Source organism: Haladaptatus sp. CMAA 1909, assembly GCF_043952005.1.
Taxonomy (GTDB): domain Archaea; phylum Halobacteriota; class Halobacteria; order Halobacteriales; family Haladaptataceae; genus Haladaptatus.
Genome location: NZ_JBIOAV010000001.1, coordinates 2193029 through 2213191, shown reverse-complemented (window position 1 = coordinate 2213191; position 20163 = coordinate 2193029). Strand labels below are relative to the sequence as shown.

Below are 20163 nucleotides of genomic sequence, written 5' to 3'. Positions count from 1 at the left end.
GAACGTGTGTCTGTCTCCGTTCTCAGTCGTCCGCGGGCGACGGACTCCTCGTCATCTCCACCGTTCCGCCGACTTCCAACTCGTCCAGCGCGACCTGTGCGGCGCGCTTGCCGGAGAGCAACATCGCGCCGAAGGTCGGCCCCATTCGGGTGAGTCCGTAGGTGGTCGCGGTGGCGAGACCGGTCGAGACGAGTCCGTCGTGAACTTTGCCCGCGTGTTCGACGACTTCGTCCTCGCTCTTTGCGACCCACATCGAATCGTGACCGGGCGAGTCGTGGCCGGGCGCGCCGTACTCGCCTTCGCCCGACTTGTCCATGCCGGTGTTGTGTTCTTTGGCGTGGCTGAGGCCGGGGGCGTCGAGGACGCCGCGCTCTTGGAGTTTCGAGACGACGACCGCTTCGTGCCCCGTGGCGTCGATGACGAGGTCTGATTCGACCGCGATGGGGTCCACGCAGGTGAGTTCCCGCGGGAGGGCGTGGACGGGCGTCCAGTTCATGACGATGCCGCCCACGTGGTGGCCCTCGCGGACCACGACGTCGGTGAACTCGGTCATGTTCTGCATCTTCGCGCCCGCCGCGCACGCCGATTCGATGAGCGCGGAACAGGCGTGCGGTCCGTTCGCGACGTACAGTCCGTCGGCCTCGTCCGACTCCTCGTAGGGGACGCCGAGTTCGTCCAACACGTCCTGTGACGGGTCGCGGACCGTTACCTTGTTCATCAGAAAGCCGCCGAGCCAGAACCCGCCGCCGAGGTAGTTGTTCTTCTCCACGACCATCGTGTCGACGCCGCGTTCGGCGAGTTCCTTGGCCGCGACCAACCCGGACGGGCCGCCGCCGACAATGATGACGTCCGTCTCCGTGAACTCGGTGAACTCCTCGCTCCACGCAGTTCCGATCGCTCGTGTCACTTCCGCTTCACTCACGTCCGCAAAGCCATCGAATGCTTGCATATCACTCAGTAATATCACCAAGTTGTTGAAAAAGGTTTCCCTCGGACTCGTCTCCCCCCTCGATGGGAGTTCGGAACTGGTTCGAAAATCGAAACGTTTTCGACCGGTCGCTCTTTGGATACAGGTCCGATGAAACCCTTCCCACTCGACCGACTGCCGCGCCGCTCGGATTGGACGGGCTATCTCCTTGACCCGACCCGCGACCCGCCGGGCGACCTCGAAGCCTACACCGATATCGCGGTGTACGACGGCATCTACGAACAGGTGTTGGACCGCTATCGGGAGGAGGACTTCGACCGCGAGGAGTTCGTCCTCGAGATCCGCGGCGCGGGCCGCGAGGACCCCGGCGTCATCTCCATCGAGGAGGACCTGTTCCTCGCCAGTTCCGCCGAACTGGTCGCCCGGGAACGCGAAGTCGTCCGTGACGCACTCGCTCCAGTCCTCGACGGCGGCGAAACCGTCCTCGCGCTCGGGTGCGGGTGGGGCGCGAACCTCGGCGTCATCGCCGAGGAGTTTCCCGACGTTACCGTCATCGGCGGCGAAATCGCGGAGTACGGCGTCACCGCTTCACGGGAACTCCACGCGGACGACCCGCGAATTTCGGTCGAACCGTTCGACTTTCACGGTGAGTGGGAACTGTTCGATGAGCACGACGATATCGCCGTTTTCACTCGCGGCGCGCTCACGACGCTCGACGGACCCGGACCCGTCATCGACAGACTGGCGGACCGCGCACGGGAAGGCGAACTCCTCGGTGGCGTCCACCTCGAACAGAGCGGCCCACATCCCGAAGACACGATTCTCGGCCTCCTCCGGCGGCGATACGCCGACGTTCGCGGGTTCGACATCGACCTCCTCCCGACCCTCCGCGAGCGTCCCGATGTCTCCGTCTCACACGTCGCGTACGACGTCGTCGGCGCGAACCCGCTCCATCCGCAGACCGCGATTCGGTGGCGGTCCGCGTCGTCTCGAAAAAGAACGGGACTTCAGTCGTAGTTCGGAACGCGCGCGGACTCGTCGCTGCCGTCCACGAACGGGAGGGCAGTCGCTTCCGCTTCGACTTCCTCGCCAGCGACGCGGACGGTCAAGTCGGATCCCGTCGTCACGTCGTAGTCCACCAGCGCCATGGCGACCGGTCGTTCACGCGACGGACTGTCGATTCCGCGCGTGACTTCGCCGACGACTTCGTCGCCGTCGAAGACCGCCGCACCCTCCTCAGGCACGGCGTCGAGGAGCACTCCCGCGAGTCGCCGACTCGGTTGTCCGCGGTTCTCGACGCGCGAGACGACTTCCTGCCCGACGTAACAGCCCTTCTCGAAGTCGAGGGCGTTCCGGAGGCCGAGCACGTTTGGCACCTCGCCTTCCAGTTCGAACTCGAACAGCGGCGTTCCGGCCTCCAGCGTCAGCGACTCCCACGTCACCCGTCCGAAGGGCGCTGCATTCATCCCTCGCGTGACGAGGGCGTCGAAGACGAGTTCGACGTTTGCCCGCTCGCGGCCGATTTCGTCCGCCGTCGCGTCGGTCGTGCAGATCACTTCGTACCCCTCCTCGCCCGTCGGTGCGTCGGTTCGGACGACCGTCACGCCCACGTCCGCCATCTTCCCACGAATGAACGAAAGTCGCTCGTCGGGAGTGCTCGCGCCGTTCAGTACGCTCGCGACCTTCTCGGTGGCGTACGGCCCGTGAACGCCGAAGACGGCGAAGCGTTCCGTCGCGACGGATATCTCCACGTCCTGAATGAACACCTTCTCGCGCCACTCCTCGGCGAGCGGCGTCGCTTTTCCGGGCGGCAGAAAGAGCAGGAGTCGCTCGCCCGCACAGTAGACGTACATGTCGAGTTCTATCTTCCCCTGCGGATCGAGGAGGAGCGCGTAGGTCCCTCGTCCATCCTCGTTCGGAACCCTGTTCGAGACGATGTTGTCGACGTACTCGATTCGGTCGTCGCCGGAGACGACGAGGACGCCGTAGGGCATCTCCGTGAGTCCGACGCCGTTTCTGACCGCGCGGTGTGCCCGTTCGGGGCGGCCGTAGTCGCGTGGCACCCGCCGATTGCCGACCGAACAGAACGTCGCGCCGTGCTCTTCATGCAGCGCTTCGAGGCTCATACACGTAGTCGGGTGCGTAGGGGAGTAAAAACGTCGGATGTGCTACAGCGGCAGGCGCTCGATGAGTTTGTCCACGAACGTCGGCTCGTCGGTTTCTTCCTCCGGATCGGGAACGACGCGCTCGTTGGGTCTGATGAGCGTCCGCCCGTTTTCCATCCCGGCTTCGATGAGACCGTCCCGCTTCAGGTTCGCGAGCGCGTCCTCCAGTTCGTCGATGCCCGCTTCCACGTGCGACCGCAGTTCGAAGACCGTCATTCCGTCCTCACTCCTGTCGACAAGGGCATCGAGTACCCGGACCTCGATGTCCGGTCGGTGTCGATACTCCCGCTTGGCCTTCATATCTGTCCCTATGTCTCCCCGGTTTTTAGCCTTACCTCCCGCTCGAATTTGGCGGTCGATAAAACTCGAAAAAAGCTCCCGGTTGACGACGTCGAAACGCTTCGTCCATCCGATTTCGATGGACGACCGTTTGAGCACGGTTTCGAGTGAACGTGTCGTCCGTCCAGAGAAACCGTCATGGCGAACAGTCGCAATTTGTATTCCATATGGCATCGAACGCCTTGGACGATATCGACAGGGGCATCCTGTACGCGCTTCAACGGGAGGCCCGCGGTTCGACGACGACGGAACTCGGACGTCGACTCGACGTTTCGGCCAGCACGGTGAGCAACCGCATCGACCGACTCGAAGCGGACGGCATCATCACGGGATACCGGGCGACGGTCGATTACGAACGGGCGGGATTTCCGCTGAACGTGTTGATGGTCTGTACCGCACCCATCGGCGAACGCGGGGACATCGCCCGTCGAGTTCTCGATATCCCGGGCGTCGTGAACGTGCGGGAACTGATGGTCGGAGAGAACAACATTCAGGTGGAAGTCGTCGGCGAGTCCAACGACGACCTCACGCGGGTCGCAACCGCGCTCCCGGAGTTCGGCCTCGTCGTCCACGACGAAATCCTCATACGAAACCAGTACTTTCGACCGCTGAAGCAGTTCCATGAAGACGACGCGTGACGCGCGTTCTCCCGTCTCGCCGTCCGAGGTCACTCCTCGACGCGTTCGCTCGCGTCCCGGAACAACCCGTCCAGAATTTCCGGTGTCGTCGGGTGATAGGCCCTGTCCGGCACGTCGCGGACGTCCATTCCGCGCTCCACGACCACCTGCATCGTCTTCGCCATCACGTCCGCGTGGTAGTGAAGTCCCTGATACCCCAGAACGGTTCCGTCATTCGCGTCCACGACCAGTTTCGCCATCCCCCTCGACGCCTGTTTCGTCTTGAACACGCCGTCGTCCGTCGCCTGCCGGGTGACGGCGACGTAGTTCCGACCCGCGGCCTCCGCCGCCTCCTCCGACAGGCCCAGTCTGGCGAAGGGGTACACGCCCACTGCCGAGAAGATGACGTGATGGTGGACGTTCTCGTACGGGTCGAGTTCGTCCCCGCGGGCGTCCGCGAGGATGTTCTCGGCCGCTTTGAAGCCCTGTTCCTTGGCGACGTGGAGAATGGGTTCTTTGCCGTTCGCGTCCCCGACGACGAACGTCCGCGGGTCGTCGCGGGTCCGCATCGTCCCTTCGACCCATCCTTCGCCGGGGTCCAGCGCGGTGTTCTCCAGTCCGAGTCCGTCGAGGTTCGGCCGCCGTCCCGTGAAGAGGAACAACTCCTCGGCGTCGATTTCCTTCGATTCGCCGTCTCCATCTCCCTTTTCTCCATCTCCTTTTCCCCGTTCGACGTGCAGTCGAACGCCGTCCCCGGTCGATTCGATTCGCTTTTCCTCCGTTTCGGTCAGGATTTCGATGTCGAACTCCTCGCGATACATGTCCAAAATCTCGTCGCCGAACGAGGAATCGGCCTCGTCCAGCGGCCGTTCGTCGTGTTCGATGACCGTGAGGTCCATTCCCGCCGCCTCGCTGAGGTACGGGACGAGTTCCAGACCGGTGTAGCCGAACCCCATCACGACTCCGGAATCGGGGAACTCCGTCGCGTCGAGTACGTCCGTGCTGGTCATGTACTCCACGTCGTCCATACCCGGCAGGTCGGGAACGTTCACTTTCGACCCCGTGGCGATGACGACGTAGTCCGCCTCGAACTCCCGTCCATCGACTTCGACAGTGTGGTCGTCCACGAACCGAGCGGTGTCGTGATAGAACGCCACGTTCTCCCGCTTCGCGAGGTCATGCACCGTCTCCCGTCGGTGTTCCGCGAAGCCCAGCACGTGGTCGTTTTTCAGTTCGACCACCGACTCCAAATCCACCTCGGGCGTTCCAGCCAGTCGCGGGTCGTGGCGGGCCTGATACCGGTGGGCCGCCGCCGACAGCACCTCCTTCGAGGGCATACAGCCACGGAGGATGCACAGGCCGCCGCCCGGGTCGCCGTCGTCGACGAGCGTCAATCGAACGCTTGGCTCCTCGGCCAATCGTTTTGCGACAGCGACCCCCGCGCTTCCGTACGCCCCGACGATGACGACGTGTGTAGCCATACGGGTCGATTGGTCGTCGGGGAGGTTAGTGGTTTAGGCGACGGTCAAGATGGCTGGTTTCACGACCTCGCGATCGTTGTGGAAGGAGTCATCGAACGTCCCCGCCACGACCGATATAAGTGAATTTTGTTGGCTATTCCCCGATCGGAACAGCCGTGAAGAGGACTCCGAAAGCCCCCACCCGGTCGCGGTCGCTCCACGAGGAACGAGCGGGGAGTTGAAAGACGACGTCTTTCGGAAATCCCACCAAGTCACTGCGACCGCACAGCACCACGACAGCCACATCCTCCCCAACCGATTCGCTTCGCTCATCCCTCGCGCGGTTTCGACAGGACGGCTCGGCCGACCGCTGGCCTCGCCGCCCTGCCAGCGCGCGCCGGATGCTCTGACGGGGAGCGGGTAACACGCCCATACCGTCGCACGTACGCCAGTAAGCACTGGAACTGTGTGGCCGTACGGTGCTATCTCGAAATATCGCGCCCTTCCGTGTCCAGCACGCTCTCGACTTCCTCCTGCGTCACGACGGCCACGTCGCCCGGGATGGTGCGCTTGAGCGCGGCGGTCGCAGCCCCGTATTCGAGCGCGTTCGGCACGGACTCCCCCCCGATGCGGCGGGCGAGGAACGCGCCGACGAAGGCATCGCCGGTGCCGATGGGGTCCAGCGTGTCGGTTTCGAAGGCGGGTTGTTCATGTATCTCGCCGTCGTGGAGAGCCAGCGCGCCCTTCGACCCGCGGGTGACGATGACGGTTTCGAAGTCCCAGTCGTCACCGAGACTGCGGGCGATGTCGGCGGCGTCCCCCGAACGGTCGAGGACGGTGCGGGCGTCGCGTTCGGCCGTGACGAGCACGTCGATACGGGGGAACAGCGCGGCGAGCGATTCGCGCGCCTCCGAGGGCGACCAGAGCTTCGAACGGTAGTTCACGTCGAAGGCGGTGGTCGTCCCGGCGTCCTGTGCGACGGCGAGAACCTCGTCCACGGTGGATTCGAGCGTCGAGGAGAGCGCGGGCGTGATGCCGCTGGTGTAGAACGTCTGGGCCTCCCGAATACTGTCGAGCGCCACGTCGTCGAGGGTCGCCGTCGTGACCGCCGCATCGGCCCGGTCGTAGATGGCGCTGGTCCCGCGCGGGTCGGTCCCGAACTCGAGGTAGTACGTTCCCTGTCGCCCCTCGTCGCTCCACGCAATTTCGGTGTCGATGCCGTACCGACGGAGCCCCGCGGCGACGCGCCGTCCGAGCGGCGAGTCGGGGAGCTTCGAGGTCCACATCGCGTCCGCACCGAGCCGGTGGGCGGCGATGGCGACGTTGCTTTCCGCGCCTGCGGCGCGGAGTTCCAGCGAGGAGGCGCTCTCGATACGTTCTCGGTCCGGTGGCGAGAGTCGTAGCATCGTCTCGCCGAAGGTCACGAGGTCGGTCATACCCGCGAGATGATTCTCGGTACCCATAGCTCCCCCGATGCGGCTTCGGCGAAAGAACGGAGCGGTCGAAAACGGTCGCGTGACGAACCGGTTACCACGGCGCGAAGTCGGGGTCGACTTGGCGCTCTTTCACCCCGATGTCGTCGATTTTCTCGACGTCCTCGTCGTCCAGTTCGAGGGTGAGCGCGCCGTAGTTGTCCTCGATGTGGTCCTCGCCCGTCGCCTTCGGGATGGCGACCACGTTGTCCTTTTGCATCAGCCACGCGAGGCTGACCTGTGCTTCGCTGGCGTCGTGTTTCTCGGCGACTTCGGTCAGTTCCGGCACGTCGAACACCTCGCCGCGGGCGAGCGGCGAGTACGCGACGAGCGACATGTCGTTTTCCTGTACGTACTCGACCAGTTCGTCCTGCGGCAGGAGCGGGTGCATCTCGACCTGATTGGCGTAGATGGGCGCATCGAGGTGCTCCTTTGCCTCCTCCAAGTGTTCCGGGTCGAAGTTGCTCAACCCGACGTGCTTGATTTTGCCCTCGTCGTACAGTTCGTCGAACGCCGCTAGCGTCTCCTCGGGGTCGTATTCGCGGGCCGGCCAGTGGATGTAGAGCAGGTCCACGTAGTCCGTGCCGAGTTTGTCGAGGCTGTCCTCGGTCGTCTCGATGACGTCGTCGTATTCGAGGTTGTCTATCCACACCTTCGTGGCGAGGAAGAAGTCCTCGCGATCCACCGACGAGTCGGCAATTCCCTCGCCAACGTGTTCCTCGTTGCCGTACGCTTGGGCGGTATCGACGTGTTCGTAGCCCAAATCGAGGGCGTAGGCGACGCTTTTCGCGCACTCATCCCCGTCCGTGTTCTGCCACGTTCCGAGCCCGAGCTTCGGAATTCCGTCGCTGTTGGCGTCGTATGTCATCGTGTTCGTTCCAAGGCCGACGAAGGAAAAAGGGGTTGTGGCGGCGGAAATTCTGAAGGGATTCGTAACCCACGGTTCCCGGTTTCGGAGAACTTAACCGCGTTCCGACGGACTCCCCCAGTATGCGAATCGCACTCATCGGGGGAACCGGCGACATCGGACAGGGGCTCGCGCTTCGGTGGGCGTTCGACACCGACCACGAGGTCATCATCGGGTCGCGCGACCCGGAGAAGGCTCGCGGGAAAGCGGCGGAGTACGAAACCGAACTCGACAGTTTAGGTGTCTCCCGTTCCATCAACGGCTTCAAAAACGGCATGGCCGCCGAACGCGCGAACGTCGTCGTCCTCGCCGTCCCGCCGTTCCACGTTCGTGACACAATCGAAGACATCGCCGACCGACTCGGCGACGTGGACGTCCTCGTCACCCCCGCCGTGGGGATGAACCGCGACGAATCCGGCTTTCACTACAAACCGCCGAAGGCCGGGAGCGTGAGCGAACTCGTCGCCGAAACCGCACCCGACGACGTTCCCGTGGTCGGCGCGTTCCACAACCTCTCGGCCGACCGCCTCGCCGACCTCGAACTAGATATCGAACAGGACACCCTCCTCGTCGGCGACGACGACGATGCGAAGGAGATGGTCGCGCGACTCGCCGAGGAAATCGACGGCCTGCGGGCGCTCGACGCTGGCGGCATCGAAAACAGCGCGGAAGTCGAGAGCATGACGCCGCTCCTCATCAACCTCGCGCTCGAAAACGAGGGAATGCACGACGTCGGCGTCCGATTCGAATAGCGGTCGCTACGCTCGAAGCGTATCTCTCGAAAAAGGCTGTGGGACGGCGGTGTCGGAATTACGCGCCCGCTTCTTCTAGGACGCGTTCCAAGTCGTCGCGCTGGGTCACGCCGACGAAGCGTTCGACGACGCCCTCGTCGTCCTCGATGACGATGGTCGGAATCGATCGAACCTGATACTCGTTGGCGATGTCCTGATGCTCGTCCACGTCTACTTTCTCGAATTCGACGTTCTCGTCCCAGTCCTCTTCCAAGTCCTCGAGAATCGGGTCTTGGGTTTTGCACGGGCCACACCAATCTGCGTAGAAGTCGAGCAGTTTTACGGTCATGCGTTTCTCTTGGAATATTCAGTCGCCGCGTGCATAAGGGTTTCTTCCTCCCCCGACTCTGCCGCCTGTTCGTCCCGGACGACCGTTCTTCCCGTGAAATCGACGGACCGGACACCTGGATTCGATAACGTTGCGAAAGGTTTACGCCGCCCGCTCTCGGATCGGAAACCATGAGCAGTGGTCAAAACTCCGGTGGGCTGATGTCCAGCGCCGGACTCGTGCGCTATTTCGATGCCGAAGACCGGAACGCGATTCGAATCGATCCCAAGACGGTGTTCGCGTTCGGCGTCTTCTTCGGCGTCTTCATCTTGGTGCTGAACTTCCTCGCACTGTAACGAGGCCCTTTTCCCGACCAACTCCGAAGTGCTACCATGAGCCTCAACGCCGGCGTCATCGCCGTCCAAGGCGACGTGAGCGAACACGCCGACGCGATTCGCCGGGCCGGAACCGCCCACGGCGAGTCCGTTTCCGTTACCGAAATTCGCCAATCCGGCATCGTCCCGGACTGTGACCTCCTCTGTATGCCGGGCGGCGAATCCACCGCCATCTCCCGACTCCTCCAGTCCGAAGGAATCGCCCCCGAGATTCAAGCCCACGTCGAGGCAGGAAAACCGGTTCTCGCCACCTGCGCGGGCCTCATCGTCGCGGCGGCGGACGCCGCCGACGACCGCGTCGAAAATCTCGGACTCTTGGACGTGACCGTCGAGCGCAACGCCTTCGGCCGCCAGAAGGACAGTTTCGAAGCGCCGCTCGACGTGACCGGGTTGGACGACCCGTTCCCGGCCGTGTTCATCCGCGCGCCGCTCATTGGCGAGGTGGGGTCGGCGACCGTCCTCGCCGAGTGGGACGGGCGGCCCGTCGCCGTACAGGACGGGCCTGTCGTCGGCACGTCCTTCCACCCGGAACTGACACCCGACAGTCGGATTCACGGCCTCGCGTTCTTCGGCGACGAATAGGCGTCGGACAGTCCGAGCGGTTATCAAAGTTCAGTCATCCGACCGTGGTAAGCAGGTTTTTGCCGTTGGGCCGCCTCGTTTCGCTATGGACGTTTCAATCGACGCGGTACGTGTCGCCGCCACCGAGGACGGACCTCTTCCGGTGGTCGTCCTCGCACCGGACGACGGCGACGGCGTGCTTCCGATTTTTATTCGATTCGAGGAGGGCATCAGCATCGCCCGCGGGATGGAAGCCGAGGACATCGGGCGGCCGCTGACCCACGACCTCCTCCTCGACGTGATGGAGGAACTCGGCGGACGCATCGAGCGCGTCGTCGTCACCGAACTGGAGGACAACACGTACATCGCCGACCTCCACATCCAGACGCCGCGAGACCACGAAATCGTGGACGCCCGCCCGAGCGATTCGCTCGCGCTCGCCTCCCGTACCGGTGCGCCGATCGAAGTCGCCGACGAGGTGTTCGAACACGGCCAGCAGGAACGAGCACAGTTCGACGAACTGCAGGACATCCGGGAAGTCGCCCAGATCGGTCCATGAACGACGTACTGGACGACCTGTTCGAGGTCATCGAAGACCGGAAAGAAACGCTCCCCGAGGACTCCTACACCGCCTCGCTGTTCACCCACGAGAAGGGCGAAAACGCCGTCCTCGAAAAGTTAGGCGAGGAGACGACGGAACTCATCATCGCCGCGAAGGACGACGACCACGAGGAGATGGCGTACGAGGGAGCGGACGTCATCTACCACTTGCTCGTCCTCCTCTCGATGAAGGACATGGAACCCGCGGACTTGCGCGAGGAACTGGAATCACGGCGCTGAGCGTTTCACGGCGGCACACTCCTTTTCGCTTCAGTTCGACGGAAAGCATATGCCGTTCTATTTGAAAGAAAATGTATGGTTTCCCGCATCTCCATCCGAATCTTTTTCCTCGCGCTGACGGCCATCGGTATCGTCGTGGCGGGTGGGCCGATTGTCAGGGGACCGCCGCCGTCCGACTATTACATCTCGGCAACACCGGTCGTCAGTCCGGGTAATGGCACCGTTCACGACTACGGCTCCCTCCCCTCCCGCGTGCAAGACCTCGTCAAGCGTGCCGTCGAATCCGACGAGCGCCCGTTCACGTCGTCGGTTCCGGCGACGCTCGTCGGAGACTACGTGCGCTATCACGGGAACCTGTACGAGATATGGGCGAGCGGTCGAAACGGCCGTATGGAGTCGAGTTACATCGACCCGCTGGTCTACGGCGTGATACTCACACTCGTCGGGTGGGTGGGCCTCGTGGCCGATTTGACCGTCCTCGACGGGTAACTCGCGGCGCTATCGCTCGCCGGGGAAAACCACCGCAAAAACGACGAATCGGGCTTAGCTGACGAGTTCCTGCTCGCCGCGCTCCACGACGATGCGGCACGGCGGGGAGATCTTGTTGTAGGCGCGGCGGAACGCGTCCTTCACGAGGGGGGCGTCGTCCACGGTACACCACGCGGTGAACACTCGATCGCCGTTGGCGATTCGCGCGGCCGTTCCGACAGGCTTTCCGAACGCCTGTCGCATCCCGTCGGAAACACGGTCCGCACCCGCACCGGTCGCCTGCTTGTTCTCGCGCAGGACCTGGTGGGGGAACTTGCGGAGGATCATCTTGTAACCGGTCTCGCCGATGTTCTTGAGCAGGAAGCGGTTCGCCGACAGGCGGGAGGCTTCCAGCGCGCCGTGGCGGATCTGGCACTCCTCTTCGACGACGAGCGAAATCTGAACGGGGTAATCGTCCTCGTCGCTGTCCACTTCGCCCATCTTGTACTGTGCGATCTTCGAACCCGGAATTCCGGTGATGTATTCGCGTCGTGTGTACGAGGGCTTGTCGATGGCCCGGTACATCGAGGCAGGTTTGTCGGACATAGTTACTACCGAATCTGATGGTCAGGCCGTGAATAAACCCTTCGAAGCGCGTTCGACGCTCACCGGACGAAATCGCCGACGAACCGGTCAGGGATGTACGCCAGCATGTGGGACGGAATCCGGCCGACGAGCCATTCAGCGATGCTCACGAGCGGCTTCCGAAGGAGTGCGTACACTCCCGAAATCAGCACCGCGAGGATCACCAGCGTTTGAATCGTCCCGTCGTAGAGGACCAGACTCGGCACCGCGAATGCGACTGCGAGCGCGAAATCCTCGGGCGCGCCGTCGTATCGAATCCAGCGACGCGGCGAAATCCATCGCTCGTGGTAGTGGTCGTACACCGCTCGCTCGGACTGACCGAGCCACGGTTTGAGTTCCAACCCGCCACCGAGGGCGTCCGAGGCGGAGTGTGCGGCCGCCGCGAGGAGGAAGAACCCGAGCGCGAACGTCCACGCGGTGGGGACCAACATCGCCGCGCCGAGCGCCACCGCCGCCGCAATCGAGTAGTACACCGGGAAGTGCAGCGTCTTTCGATGCCCCGAATACAGGTCCAAATCGGGGAATACGCCTCCGGCGAGGCCCGCAGTAACCGCGACGGGAGCCAACTCCGGCGCGACGAAGAGCGAGGCACTCCCGAGCAGCACGCCGACGAGGGCGTGCGTCGTTGCCATCATGGTACCTCCGGTAGGGAAGGTTCGTATATGGGCTTGTCGGCGTGCTCAGTGGTAGCACAAAACAAATCAGAACGCTTACGACAGCCATCGTTTACTTTGCCCCGCCCCTACCGCAACTCGGGATGGCGACCGACACCTCCTCGTACCGCCTCGTCCGGTGGTTGCAACTGGCCATCGCCAGCATCGCGTTCGTTGGCCTCGCGACGCGGAACGTGGGGGTGTTGGTAAACGGCATCTTCGCCTTCGGTATCACCGTCCTTCCCGGCGTTTTGGAGCGGGATTACCGTCTCTCGCTCGACCCGTGGTTGACGCTGTGGATAACCCTCGCCGTCTTCCTCCACGCCGTCGGCATGCTCGGCCTCTACGAGGAGGTCTGGTGGTGGGACCACCTCACTCATTTCCTCTCGGCCACGCTCGTCGCGAGCGTCGGGTACGCGACGGCGCGAGCCTTCGACAAACACTCCGACGCGGTGTACTTCCCGCCGCGATTCATGTTCGTCTACGTCCTCCTGTTCACGCTCGCGTCCGGCGTCCTGTGGGAAGTTCTGGAGTTCGTGGCACGGACGAGCGCCCGAACGGTCGGCGTGGAACCCGTCCTCATCCAGTACGGACTGAACGACACCATCGTCGACCTCATCTTCGACGCCGTCGGTGCGGTGTTGGTCGCCCTGTTCGGGACGAGTCTCCTCTCCGAAACGGTCGAAACGATTCAGGCCCGACTTTCGGGGGAACACGACTGACCGCCCTCACTTCCTATCCGTCGAGTTCCGCCGAGAAGAACACCCAGTGGCCGTCGTCTCCCGCAAGCGCGTTCGCCACGCTCCATTCGTCGAGAATGTCGAAACCGGCGTCTCGCAACTGCTCACGTGTCGCGTCCGCTCCGGCGATGTCCCACTGCATCTCGACGCCGCTTTCGAGCCAATCGGGATTCTCCCCGCTCCATTCCCCCGGCCCTTCGGAGACGAGCAATCGACCGCCGGGACACAGAACCCGCGCGAATTCCTCGATGGTCGCTCGGTGTTCGCCCATCGGAACGTGAATCAGCGAGTGATAGGCGATGATGGCATCGAACGTCCCGTCCCGAAAGGGAAGGGTCGTCATATCGCCCTGTGCGAGGGACGCACCGGGCGCGTTTCGGGTCGCTAACGCCAGTTGCTCGCGGGAGAAATCGATGCCGACCGCCGTCGCCTCCGCACTCGACCGGCGGAGGACCGGCTTTCCCTGCCCACAGCCAACGTCGAGGACGCGTGCCGATTCGGCGACCGGAGTGAGAAATCGGTCGAGCAGTTCGACTCCACGGCCCTCGTCGGGCCGTTCGGCGGCGTACGTCTCCGCCAAGCCGTCGTATCCGCGCCGGACGGTTTCCTTCTCGGTCATGGCCGGAATTCGGATTCGGTCCTGTTAAAATTTCACCAAACCGCGCGTCGTATCATCCCACGAGATGACCCTCGCGACGAAACGCGACCCACTTACTCCCGCGAGGAGTCCCATCCGGTCACATCGTTCGCACTCGGCAGGATTTCGCCGTTGATATGCCACGTTCGGGGGCGGTAGGCGACGAGGACTATTCCGGCGTAGAACGCAACGACGATGCCCGTGACCGCGCTTCCGGGGAGCCACCCGATCGCGGCAGCGTGGGGCCACACCGCCGTCGGCGTGTAGGCCGTCAACTGGAACACCCACGCCACGAGGAGGACGAAGAACAGCGGCGCGTACACCCGCCGAAGCCGATGGGCCAGCGCCTCCTCCAAGGACACCTTCATCTTGGGTCTGCGGTAGTCCTCGCTCAGTTTCCGTCGCCAGTCCTCGTCCACGACGCCCTCGGTGTCGTCGAGCGCCAGCGCGAACACGTTCTGCTGGAGCATCCGTACCCGCGAACGCCAGATGTCGTACGCCCGATAGCGGCGTGCTTCGATGAGCAGGAAGATGCTCACCGTGATGATAGCGAGGAGGACGATGTAATGGGGATTGCTCCGACTCGAAAACGCCCACGTCAGGATGGCCGCCATCAACGTTATCGCCCAGTTGCTCGTCCGGTCGAGTCGCTCACGCCAGAACTTCATTCGGTGGATCTCTCCACGGTACAGGTGTGCGAGCGACGAACTCGGACCCATGTTTTCCTCGAACAGTCCCGCGCCGAGTTCCGTACCACTCGTATCCGGTGGTTCGTCCGTCTCTTCGTTCGTCATAGCTGGATATCGACCTCGTTCGGATACGTACAGTATTGTGCTTTATAGTGAAAACCGTGGTGGTTCTGTCCTCCTGTGTTATCCTTCTGTCCTCCTGTGTTATCCTTCTGTCCTCCTGTGTTATCCAGTTCGCGGCGTCGTTCCGTTCGTAGTTCATCGCCGTCCACCGGAGCTCTTCCATCGTCGCCTCCCCTCGACGCCGTCGCTATCCGTCGTTCTCGTCGTCGGCTCGACCCGGTACGTGGCGCCCCGTTCGGTCGCACCGCTGTTCGGTTTCGAGTCGCTAAAAGTGTAGTAGTAACGTATTTCTCACAAAAGCGTCGCCCGATTACAGACGGGTGACGTTCTTCGCTCGGGGGCCCTTCGGGGCCTGTTCGATATCGAATTCGATTTCCTGTCCCTCTTCGAGGTCAGCGCCGCCCACGTCTTCCATATGGAAGAAAACGTCGTCGTCCGCGTCGTCCGTCTCGATGAAACCGTAGCCGCCAGTGTCGTTGAAGAAATCAACTTTGCCTTTCGCCATTGCTTTTGTACGGAGTCGGGCTCCCCTCATAATCCTTCCGAGGGGGGTGTTACCACGAACATCGGGTTTATTACTCCCCGAGGAACCGTGTAACTCCTCCCACGAGGAGGACCAACCCGCCGAGGATGAACGTTCCGGGGACCGGGAGGACGAACAGTACGGCACCGAGGAGCAACACGACGGTCGATATTTTCATGACGAACGTGGATTCATCCGCGCTACGGTTACGGTTTGTGGGCGAAAGGGGACATGTAACGAAGACTCGCTCAAAGGATTCCGGCAACTACCAGAAACCAGAGTATTCCGGCAACTACCAAACCGACCCCTGCGATGCCGGAGAGAACCCCGATTCCCCGTGCCAACCCTTCCCCGTCGGGTGCCAGTATCTCGACCGATATCAGCGCGGTGATGGCCACCATCCAAAGGAGGTTCATCGACCCGACGACGACCATCAGCGCCATCAGCGCCCAACAACAACCGACGCTATCCAGGCTCAGTCGCCATCCCGATCGGACCGCGCTCCTACCGCCCGAACCGTTCCCCTCGAAGTCGCCGCTCGGCGTCCGACAGTGTTTCAGATGCCGACGTTTGGCCGACGAGAGCTGATAGGCCGACAGCACCAACAGCGTCGCCGCCAGCAGAAAGACGCGCCTTTCCGGTGCGATATCCGCAATCGGAACGGCGAGGTTGAACGCCAGCGGGACGAGTCCCGTGAGAAGCCAGACGAGCGTGTACGTGCCCATCATCGAAACGACGGCGACCGCTTTCCGCGCTCTCGTCCTCGGTCCCTTCCCGTCGTAGGGTTCTTCCGCGTCGTAGTACGCTCGAAACGCGTGGGCCGACGACGGGTACATCATCGCGGTCATCATGATTCCCCAGACGAACAGATACAGGCCGACACCCATCGCCCCGTTCGAGAGCGCCATCGCTTCCGGCATCCCGGGAGCGGCCATGTCCATCGCCATCGCCGACCCCAACGTGGGTAGCCTTCGAGTTGCGAACAGTATCCACGCGAGGAGCGCGACGCCGTAGGTGAACAGAACCACGGGATGTCGCTGATGGGAGAGGAATCGACGCGGTGTTTTCGAAACGTGCATGATGGCTCAGAGCGGTTGCGTCATCGCTCGATATCCCTACGCCATCGTTCAGTATAACCCTACCTCGGTCGGCGACGAAATCGCCTCAGTCGTCCGCGTACGACGCTTCGGGACGGAACTGACGGCTGATGACTTTCCAGCGTCCGGTCGAAAACCGGTAGTAGTTGAGAATCGCCGGAACCGTCGTCTCGGCGACGTACGAGAGGTACAGTCCCCACAGCGCGAGCGGCGTCGTGGTCCCGAGATACGCCAACGGAATCGAACACAGGAACATGCCGACCGCCTGGGCCATGAACGGCCAGCGCGTGTCGCCGCTGGCGTCGAGAGGACCGGCGACCGCACCGTTGACTCCCTGCGCCAGAATGGCGAAACACGAGACGTAGACCAACGTGATGGCGTGCGGCACCGCCGGGTCGTTCGGGTCCGAAACGAACGACAGGACGATGGGTCGCGCGAACGCGAACACGATGGCCGCCGCGACGACGTACGTCGCCACCGAGAAAAGGACGACGTCGCGGGCGTAGATCTCCGCGCTTCGTTCGTCTCCCGCCCCGAGTTCTTGGCCGACGAGGCTGCTCGACGCCAAGCCGAAGCCCCATCCGGGCGTGTTCATCAGGCCCCAAATCCGACGGCTGATGACGTACGCCGCCGCGACGCTCGGACCGAACAGGGCGACGATGGCCAGCATCGGGAACTTGGCGACCGTCCACACCATGTTCCGACCGACGACCGGCAGACCTATCTGCACCACCTGTCGAAGCGTTTCCACGTCGAGGTACTTCCCGAACGGGTCTACCTTCACGGGCAGTTCGCCCATGCCGGGGAGTCGACCCGCGACGACGCCGATGGCGAACACGACGGTCACGACGACGTTCGAGAGGAGCGTCCCCCACGCCGCGCCCGCGACGCCCATCCCGAACTGGAAGACGAACACGGCGCTCAGGACGATGTTCGTCACCGCGCCGCCCGCTCGAATGACCATCGGCGTCCACGCGTCGTCAGCGCCGATGTAAATCCGACTTCCGACGAGGTTGACCGCCGCGAGCGGAACGCCGAACGAGATGATGTGCAGGTACCGCGCACCCAGTTCGACGATCCGCTCGTCCCCCGTCATCAACGAGACGAGTTCCGACGGGAACAGCCAGAAAATGGCCGCTACCGGGAGTGAGACCAACAGCACGAGCGCGACGCTCGACCGAATCGCCTGCCCCATCTCCTCGTAGGCCTCGGCACCGTATCGCTGTGAGACGAGCGCGATGGTTCCCCCCGCGAACCCGCCGCCGAGCGAGAACGCCATCCCCCAGAACGGCGCGGCGAACCCGACGCCCGCGATCGCCGCCGGGCCGATGGCGATGCCGACGAACGCCACGTCAACGGCGTTTTTCGACATCCGAGCGATGCCGGTGACGATGCGCGGCCACGCCAAATCCGTCGTCCGACGGACGTTCTTCGCGTCGACGAGGCCGAGACGGGCGAGCACGAGACCGATCGCGAGAATGGTCAATCGCGCCGGGTTCGGGAAACGAGTATCCACACAGTGTGTTTCGATTCGAAACTAAAAGTTCCTTTCAAATGCGGTAAGGGACGCAGGGATTTGAGTTCGAAAGCCGGTCGGTCGAAGAATGGTCCGGGAGGACGGGTTCGATACTCGGTTCGTTGCACGATCCGTCGGGTTCGAAACCCCGGTCGAAAGAACGCGCTTCGCTCGGTATGATATTTTCGCGGAAGAGTATACTCCCCGTAGTTCGAACTACGGGCCGTTACCCCGCCGGGAGAGTCGAACGGCGAACCCGCCGTTCCGGGGAACACGAACCGAAATCGTCGCGTCGGCCGTGACGACCCGTTCCCGTGCTTCGAGGGACGACCCATCGTCGGCGTCGCTGACGATGCGAGCGTCGTACCGTCGACCATCCGGGAGGAACGAGAGCGGAACCGTGACGGCTCGGCCGTCGCCGGCGACGATATTTCCGACGAACCACTGCTCCCCGTCGCGGCGGGCCATCGTTGCCTCCGCTGCGGGATGGCCGCCGATGAACGTCGTCTCGTCCCACGCGGCATTTACTTCGGCGAGGAACCGCTCAGCCAGTGGATGGTCGCGGTAGCCCTCGACACTGTCCGCGAGGTGCTGGAGGTTCGACTGAAAGACGACCGACAGAGCGAGTTCGTGGCCGAGCGTCGTCTCGGCGGCGCGAGGTTGACCCTCGTATCGCGAGGAGAGCGTCACGGGGGTGTAATCCATTGGACCGACGACGTTTCGGGTGTACGGGAGAATGAGATTATGAGTCGGTGGCATCTCTCCCCAACCGTAGGTTTCGGCCCCCCGTACGGCTTCCATCGTCAGCAGATGCGGCCACGTTCGCCGCCACCCTTTCGGGACCGTCGCTCCGTGGAAGTTCACCAGTAGTTCGTGCTCGGCCGTCGCTTCTAGGATCTCGTCGTACCACCGCATCCGATCCTGGCGGTCGGCGTTCATGTAGTCGATTTTTATCCCGCTCACCCCCCACGACTTCAATCGGGAGAGGATGACCTCCCGCTTCGCCTCCGTATCGAGGTCGTACCACACCATCCATGCGATGATACCGACGTCGCGCTCGTTCGCGTACTCCACGAGTTCGGGCATCCACTCCCGACGCCAGCCCCGGTCGACGAGCGTGTACTCCCAGCCCTGCTCCGCGGCGTAGTCGACGTATTTCTTTTGGGTTTCGAGTTCGCGCGGACTGTCCCCATCCGACCACCACGACCAGTTGACGATACCCGGGTCGATCCACGAGGTATTCTCGACCTCCGATGGATCGTTGAGCGCGGCCACGAGGTCCGATTCTACGACGGTCGGAAGATCGCCGACTATCGCGACCCGCCACGGCGTCGCCAGCGGAAGCGTCGCGTCGACGACTTGAGGAAGGCCGTACGTGCCGGCAAATCTGAGTTCGAACAGCGTCGAGTTTCCGTCGTAGTCGAACTCCTCGTCGCCGAAAACGACTTCGTCACGATCGTTTCGTCGGCCGGGACGCGACCCCGAACCCTCCTCGGACGAGTCGGCCGACAGGTGGGACGAACAGTAGTTTCCGTCGACGTTCGCCTCTGTGATGAGCGTGTACGTGTCGTCGTCCACCCCGAACAGGCAGGGGAAGCCGAAGTTTCCATCCGCGGATTCAGCGTCCACCTCCTTCCAGAGCGACTCGTAGTGGTCGCCGTACTCGTGAAGCCACACGGTCGACCCGTTCGGAACTTGGAACGCGCTCACCTCTTTGTCGACGAGCACGTGACCCTCGCCCGGCAGACGGTAGCGGTAAGCGAGTCCCTCGTTCGACACGACCAGTTCCAGCTTCATGACGCCGTTCGGGGAGCCGAATGTGAGCGTGCCAACGCGTGCGCGCAGCGTCTGTGCTCCCGACTCGTCTCCGCCGACCGTCTCGTAGCACCGGGTCATCCCCTCGATGCTCCGGGCCTCCAAAGAGAGGCTAGTGACGAACTGACCCAGATGAGTGGTGATCCCCAGCGGCGAGGGTTCGAGTACCGTCGTTCCGTCGTGACTCGCCGTGAGCGTGGCGATCCGACCGGCCGGCAGGTCGTCCTCCAGTTCACCGGACGGCTCTAACGTCACCGTCGCTTCGACGGTTCCGTCCGGACTCGACACGGTTACTGTCCCGTCGTCTCTCCTCGTTGCCGCCGCTGAATCCGCCCCTTCCATGCTGGCCAGTCCAGCGATCGGTCCGATCGCAGCGACGCCTTGTAGTACCGACCGGCGAGCAACCGGTAGCTCACCCGTTTTTCTACCGCTCTCGTCGGTATCCTCTCTCGTCCTCCCGTTCCTGTGCGGGTCGTTGCCAGACATCGCATGCTTAATTCTCACGAAGATGATT

The 20163-nt window shown here is 63.1% G+C and carries 26 protein-coding genes; 10 read left to right on the top strand and 16 right to left on the bottom strand.

Annotated elements, in window-relative coordinates; genetic code table 11:
- Positions 1–22: 22 nt before the first annotated feature.
- Positions 23–949, bottom strand: coding sequence for a sulfide-dependent adenosine diphosphate thiazole synthase (locus ACGYLY_RS12155; RefSeq protein WP_395281355.1), 927 nt, complete (start codon positions 947–949; stop codon positions 23–25).
- 129 nt (positions 950–1078) lie between these two features.
- Between ACGYLY_RS12155 and ACGYLY_RS12150 the strand changes: the two genes are divergently transcribed.
- Entirely contained in the window at positions 1079–1945 is an 867-nt protein-coding gene (locus ACGYLY_RS12150) for a hypothetical protein (RefSeq protein ID WP_395281356.1), read from the top strand.
- Here ACGYLY_RS12150 and ACGYLY_RS12145 read toward each other — a convergent pair.
- On the bottom strand, positions 1936–3054 hold the full coding sequence (locus ACGYLY_RS12145; protein WP_395281358.1) for an aminomethyltransferase family protein: 1119 nt from the start codon (positions 3052–3054) through the stop codon (positions 1936–1938). The genes ACGYLY_RS12150 and ACGYLY_RS12145 overlap by 10 nt on opposite strands.
- A 42-nt stretch (positions 3055–3096) precedes the next feature.
- Positions 3097–3393, bottom strand: coding sequence for a DUF6432 family protein (locus ACGYLY_RS12140; protein WP_395281359.1), 297 nt, complete (start codon positions 3391–3393; stop codon positions 3097–3099).
- Positions 3394–3599: 206 nt separating this feature from the next.
- Here ACGYLY_RS12140 and ACGYLY_RS12135 point away from each other — a divergent pair, with 206 nt between their 5' ends.
- Entirely contained in the window at positions 3600–4070 is a 471-nt protein-coding gene (locus ACGYLY_RS12135) for an Lrp/AsnC family transcriptional regulator (protein WP_395281361.1), read from the top strand.
- 29 nt (positions 4071–4099) lie between these two features.
- On the opposite strand, the gene ACGYLY_RS12130 is transcribed toward ACGYLY_RS12135, so the two are convergent.
- A complete protein-coding gene (locus ACGYLY_RS12130; RefSeq protein ID WP_395281363.1) occupies positions 4100–5530 on the bottom strand; it encodes a dihydrolipoyl dehydrogenase family protein in 1431 nt (476 codons plus the stop codon).
- A 49-nt stretch (positions 5531–5579) separates the two neighbouring features.
- Here ACGYLY_RS12130 and ACGYLY_RS12125 point away from each other — a divergent pair, with 49 nt between their 5' ends.
- Positions 5580–5933 carry a hypothetical protein gene (locus ACGYLY_RS12125; protein ID WP_395281365.1) on the top strand — a complete coding sequence of 118 codons (354 nt, stop codon included), beginning with the start codon at positions 5580–5582 and terminating at the stop codon, positions 5931–5933.
- 58 nt (positions 5934–5991) lie between these two features.
- On the opposite strand, the gene kdgK1 is transcribed toward ACGYLY_RS12125, so the two are convergent.
- Positions 5992–6945, bottom strand: coding sequence for a bifunctional 2-dehydro-3-deoxygluconokinase/2-dehydro-3-deoxygalactonokinase (gene kdgK1, locus ACGYLY_RS12120; protein ID WP_395284117.1), 954 nt, complete (start codon positions 6943–6945; stop codon positions 5992–5994).
- Between the two features lie 91 nt (positions 6946–7036).
- A complete protein-coding gene (locus ACGYLY_RS12115) occupies positions 7037–7849 on the bottom strand; it encodes an aldo/keto reductase (protein ID WP_395281366.1) in 813 nt (270 codons plus the stop codon).
- 122 nt (positions 7850–7971) lie between these two features.
- Here ACGYLY_RS12115 and npdG point away from each other — a divergent pair, with 122 nt between their 5' ends.
- Positions 7972–8640 (top strand): NADPH-dependent F420 reductase, encoded by a 669-nt coding sequence (npdG, locus tag ACGYLY_RS12110; protein WP_395281368.1) that lies wholly within the window; start codon positions 7972–7974, stop codon positions 8638–8640.
- Between the two features lie 58 nt (positions 8641–8698).
- Here the strand turns inward: npdG and trxA are convergent, their stop codons facing one another.
- A complete protein-coding gene (gene trxA / locus ACGYLY_RS12105) occupies positions 8699–8968 on the bottom strand; it encodes a thioredoxin (protein WP_231184836.1) in 270 nt (89 codons plus the stop codon).
- 170 nt (positions 8969–9138) lie between these two features.
- Between trxA and ACGYLY_RS12100 the strand changes: the two genes are divergently transcribed.
- The 5 genes from ACGYLY_RS12100 (at position 9139) to ACGYLY_RS12080 (ending at position 11232) form a co-directional block, all read left to right on the top strand.
- Positions 9139–9303, top strand: coding sequence for a preprotein translocase subunit Sec61beta (locus ACGYLY_RS12100; RefSeq protein WP_231184834.1), 165 nt, complete (start codon positions 9139–9141; stop codon positions 9301–9303).
- A gap of 36 nt (positions 9304–9339) precedes the next feature.
- Positions 9340–9924, top strand: coding sequence for a pyridoxal 5'-phosphate synthase glutaminase subunit PdxT (gene pdxT / locus ACGYLY_RS12095; RefSeq protein WP_395281370.1), 585 nt, complete (start codon positions 9340–9342; stop codon positions 9922–9924).
- 85 nt (positions 9925–10009) lie between these two features.
- A complete protein-coding gene (locus ACGYLY_RS12090; RefSeq protein ID WP_231184832.1) occupies positions 10010–10462 on the top strand; it encodes a bifunctional nuclease family protein in 453 nt (150 codons plus the stop codon).
- Positions 10459–10743, top strand: coding sequence for a phosphoribosyl-ATP diphosphatase (gene hisE, locus ACGYLY_RS12085; RefSeq protein ID WP_395281371.1), 285 nt, complete (start codon positions 10459–10461; stop codon positions 10741–10743). Before ACGYLY_RS12090 ends, hisE begins: the two co-directional genes overlap by 4 nt.
- 75 nt (positions 10744–10818) lie before the next feature.
- Positions 10819–11232: a hypothetical protein gene (locus tag ACGYLY_RS12080; RefSeq protein ID WP_395281372.1), complete on the top strand. Its 414-nt coding sequence runs from the start codon at positions 10819–10821 to the stop codon at positions 11230–11232.
- A gap of 54 nt (positions 11233–11286) precedes the next feature.
- On the opposite strand, the gene ACGYLY_RS12075 is transcribed toward ACGYLY_RS12080, so the two are convergent.
- Together ACGYLY_RS12075 and ACGYLY_RS12070 are read right to left on the bottom strand one after the other, a co-directional pair.
- Positions 11287–11817, bottom strand: a complete 531-nt coding sequence (locus tag ACGYLY_RS12075) for a 50S ribosomal protein L16 (protein ID WP_231184829.1) — start codon at positions 11815–11817, stop codon at positions 11287–11289.
- Between the two features lie 59 nt (positions 11818–11876).
- Complete coding sequence (locus tag ACGYLY_RS12070; RefSeq protein WP_395281373.1) at positions 11877–12491, bottom strand: metal-dependent hydrolase; 615 nt, start codon at positions 12489–12491, stop codon at positions 11877–11879.
- 122 nt (positions 12492–12613) lie between these two features.
- Here ACGYLY_RS12070 and ACGYLY_RS12065 point away from each other — a divergent pair, with 122 nt between their 5' ends.
- Positions 12614–13231, top strand: a complete 618-nt coding sequence (locus ACGYLY_RS12065; RefSeq protein ID WP_395281374.1) for a hypothetical protein — start codon at positions 12614–12616, stop codon at positions 13229–13231.
- A gap of 13 nt (positions 13232–13244) precedes the next feature.
- Here ACGYLY_RS12065 and ACGYLY_RS12060 read toward each other — a convergent pair whose 3' ends face one another.
- The 7 genes from ACGYLY_RS12060 to ACGYLY_RS12030 form a co-directional block, all read right to left on the bottom strand.
- The gene (locus ACGYLY_RS12060; RefSeq protein ID WP_395281375.1) at positions 13245–13868 is read right to left on the bottom strand and encodes a class I SAM-dependent methyltransferase; all 624 of its coding nucleotides are present in this window, start codon (positions 13866–13868) and stop codon (positions 13245–13247) included.
- 92 nt (positions 13869–13960) lie between these two features.
- A complete protein-coding gene (locus tag ACGYLY_RS12055) occupies positions 13961–14680 on the bottom strand; it encodes a DUF2270 domain-containing protein (RefSeq protein WP_395281376.1) in 720 nt (239 codons plus the stop codon).
- A gap of 328 nt (positions 14681–15008) precedes the next feature.
- Positions 15009–15203, bottom strand: a complete 195-nt coding sequence (locus tag ACGYLY_RS12050) for a cold-shock protein (RefSeq protein WP_231184824.1) — start codon at positions 15201–15203, stop codon at positions 15009–15011.
- 70 nt (positions 15204–15273) lie between these two features.
- Positions 15274–15399: a hypothetical protein gene (locus tag ACGYLY_RS12045; RefSeq protein WP_255665823.1), complete on the bottom strand. Its 126-nt coding sequence runs from the start codon at positions 15397–15399 to the stop codon at positions 15274–15276.
- A gap of 70 nt (positions 15400–15469) precedes the next feature.
- Complete coding sequence (locus tag ACGYLY_RS12040) at positions 15470–16300, bottom strand: DUF2182 domain-containing protein (protein ID WP_395281377.1); 831 nt, start codon at positions 16298–16300, stop codon at positions 15470–15472.
- An 85-nt stretch (positions 16301–16385) separates the two neighbouring features.
- Positions 16386–17834, bottom strand: coding sequence for an MATE family efflux transporter (locus ACGYLY_RS12035; RefSeq protein WP_395281378.1), 1449 nt, complete (start codon positions 17832–17834; stop codon positions 16386–16388).
- A 216-nt stretch (positions 17835–18050) separates the two neighbouring features.
- Entirely contained in the window at positions 18051–20135 is a 2085-nt protein-coding gene (locus tag ACGYLY_RS12030; RefSeq protein WP_395281379.1) for a glycoside hydrolase family 97 catalytic domain-containing protein, read from the bottom strand.
- Positions 20136–20163 lie beyond the last annotated feature (28 nt).

What these genes read in the sequence shown, in the direction of transcription:
- ACGYLY_RS12155 (WP_395281355.1), bottom strand. Translation starts at nt 949, where the DNA reads ATGCAAGCATTCGATGGCTTTGCGGACGTGAGTGAAGCGGAAGTGACA.
- ACGYLY_RS12150 (WP_395281356.1), top strand. Translation starts at nt 1,079, where the DNA reads ATGAAACCCTTCCCACTCGACCGACTGCCGCGCCGCTCGGATTGGACG.
- ACGYLY_RS12145 (WP_395281358.1), bottom strand. Translation starts at nt 3,054, where the DNA reads ATGAGCCTCGAAGCGCTGCATGAAGAGCACGGCGCGACGTTCTGTTCG.
- ACGYLY_RS12140 (WP_395281359.1), bottom strand. Translation starts at nt 3,393, where the DNA reads ATGAAGGCCAAGCGGGAGTATCGACACCGACCGGACATCGAGGTCCGG.
- ACGYLY_RS12135 (WP_395281361.1), top strand. Translation starts at nt 3,600, where the DNA reads ATGGCATCGAACGCCTTGGACGATATCGACAGGGGCATCCTGTACGCG.
- ACGYLY_RS12130 (WP_395281363.1), bottom strand. Translation starts at nt 5,530, where the DNA reads ATGGCTACACACGTCGTCATCGTCGGGGCGTACGGAAGCGCGGGGGTC.
- ACGYLY_RS12125 (WP_395281365.1), top strand. Translation starts at nt 5,580, where the DNA reads ATGGCTGGTTTCACGACCTCGCGATCGTTGTGGAAGGAGTCATCGAAC.
- kdgK1 (WP_395284117.1), bottom strand. Translation starts at nt 6,945, where the DNA reads ATGACCGACCTCGTGACCTTCGGCGAGACGATGCTACGACTCTCGCCA.
- ACGYLY_RS12115 (WP_395281366.1), bottom strand. Translation starts at nt 7,849, where the DNA reads ATGACATACGACGCCAACAGCGACGGAATTCCGAAGCTCGGGCTCGGA.
- npdG (WP_395281368.1), top strand. Translation starts at nt 7,972, where the DNA reads ATGCGAATCGCACTCATCGGGGGAACCGGCGACATCGGACAGGGGCTC.
- trxA (WP_231184836.1), bottom strand. Translation starts at nt 8,968, where the DNA reads ATGACCGTAAAACTGCTCGACTTCTACGCAGATTGGTGTGGCCCGTGC.
- ACGYLY_RS12100 (WP_231184834.1), top strand. Translation starts at nt 9,139, where the DNA reads ATGAGCAGTGGTCAAAACTCCGGTGGGCTGATGTCCAGCGCCGGACTC.
- pdxT (WP_395281370.1), top strand. Translation starts at nt 9,340, where the DNA reads ATGAGCCTCAACGCCGGCGTCATCGCCGTCCAAGGCGACGTGAGCGAA.
- ACGYLY_RS12090 (WP_231184832.1), top strand. Translation starts at nt 10,010, where the DNA reads ATGGACGTTTCAATCGACGCGGTACGTGTCGCCGCCACCGAGGACGGA.
- hisE (WP_395281371.1), top strand. Translation starts at nt 10,459, where the DNA reads ATGAACGACGTACTGGACGACCTGTTCGAGGTCATCGAAGACCGGAAA.
- ACGYLY_RS12080 (WP_395281372.1), top strand. Translation starts at nt 10,819, where the DNA reads ATGGTTTCCCGCATCTCCATCCGAATCTTTTTCCTCGCGCTGACGGCC.
- ACGYLY_RS12075 (WP_231184829.1), bottom strand. Translation starts at nt 11,817, where the DNA reads ATGTCCGACAAACCTGCCTCGATGTACCGGGCCATCGACAAGCCCTCG.
- ACGYLY_RS12070 (WP_395281373.1), bottom strand. Translation starts at nt 12,491, where the DNA reads ATGATGGCAACGACGCACGCCCTCGTCGGCGTGCTGCTCGGGAGTGCC.
- ACGYLY_RS12065 (WP_395281374.1), top strand. Translation starts at nt 12,614, where the DNA reads ATGGCGACCGACACCTCCTCGTACCGCCTCGTCCGGTGGTTGCAACTG.
- ACGYLY_RS12060 (WP_395281375.1), bottom strand. Translation starts at nt 13,868, where the DNA reads ATGACCGAGAAGGAAACCGTCCGGCGCGGATACGACGGCTTGGCGGAG.
- ACGYLY_RS12055 (WP_395281376.1), bottom strand. Translation starts at nt 14,680, where the DNA reads ATGACGAACGAAGAGACGGACGAACCACCGGATACGAGTGGTACGGAA.
- ACGYLY_RS12050 (WP_231184824.1), bottom strand. Translation starts at nt 15,203, where the DNA reads ATGGCGAAAGGCAAAGTTGATTTCTTCAACGACACTGGCGGCTACGGT.
- ACGYLY_RS12045 (WP_255665823.1), bottom strand. Translation starts at nt 15,399, where the DNA reads ATGAAAATATCGACCGTCGTGTTGCTCCTCGGTGCCGTACTGTTCGTC.
- ACGYLY_RS12040 (WP_395281377.1), bottom strand. Translation starts at nt 16,300, where the DNA reads ATGCACGTTTCGAAAACACCGCGTCGATTCCTCTCCCATCAGCGACAT.
- ACGYLY_RS12030 (WP_395281379.1), bottom strand. Translation starts at nt 20,135, where the DNA reads ATGTCTGGCAACGACCCGCACAGGAACGGGAGGACGAGAGAGGATACC.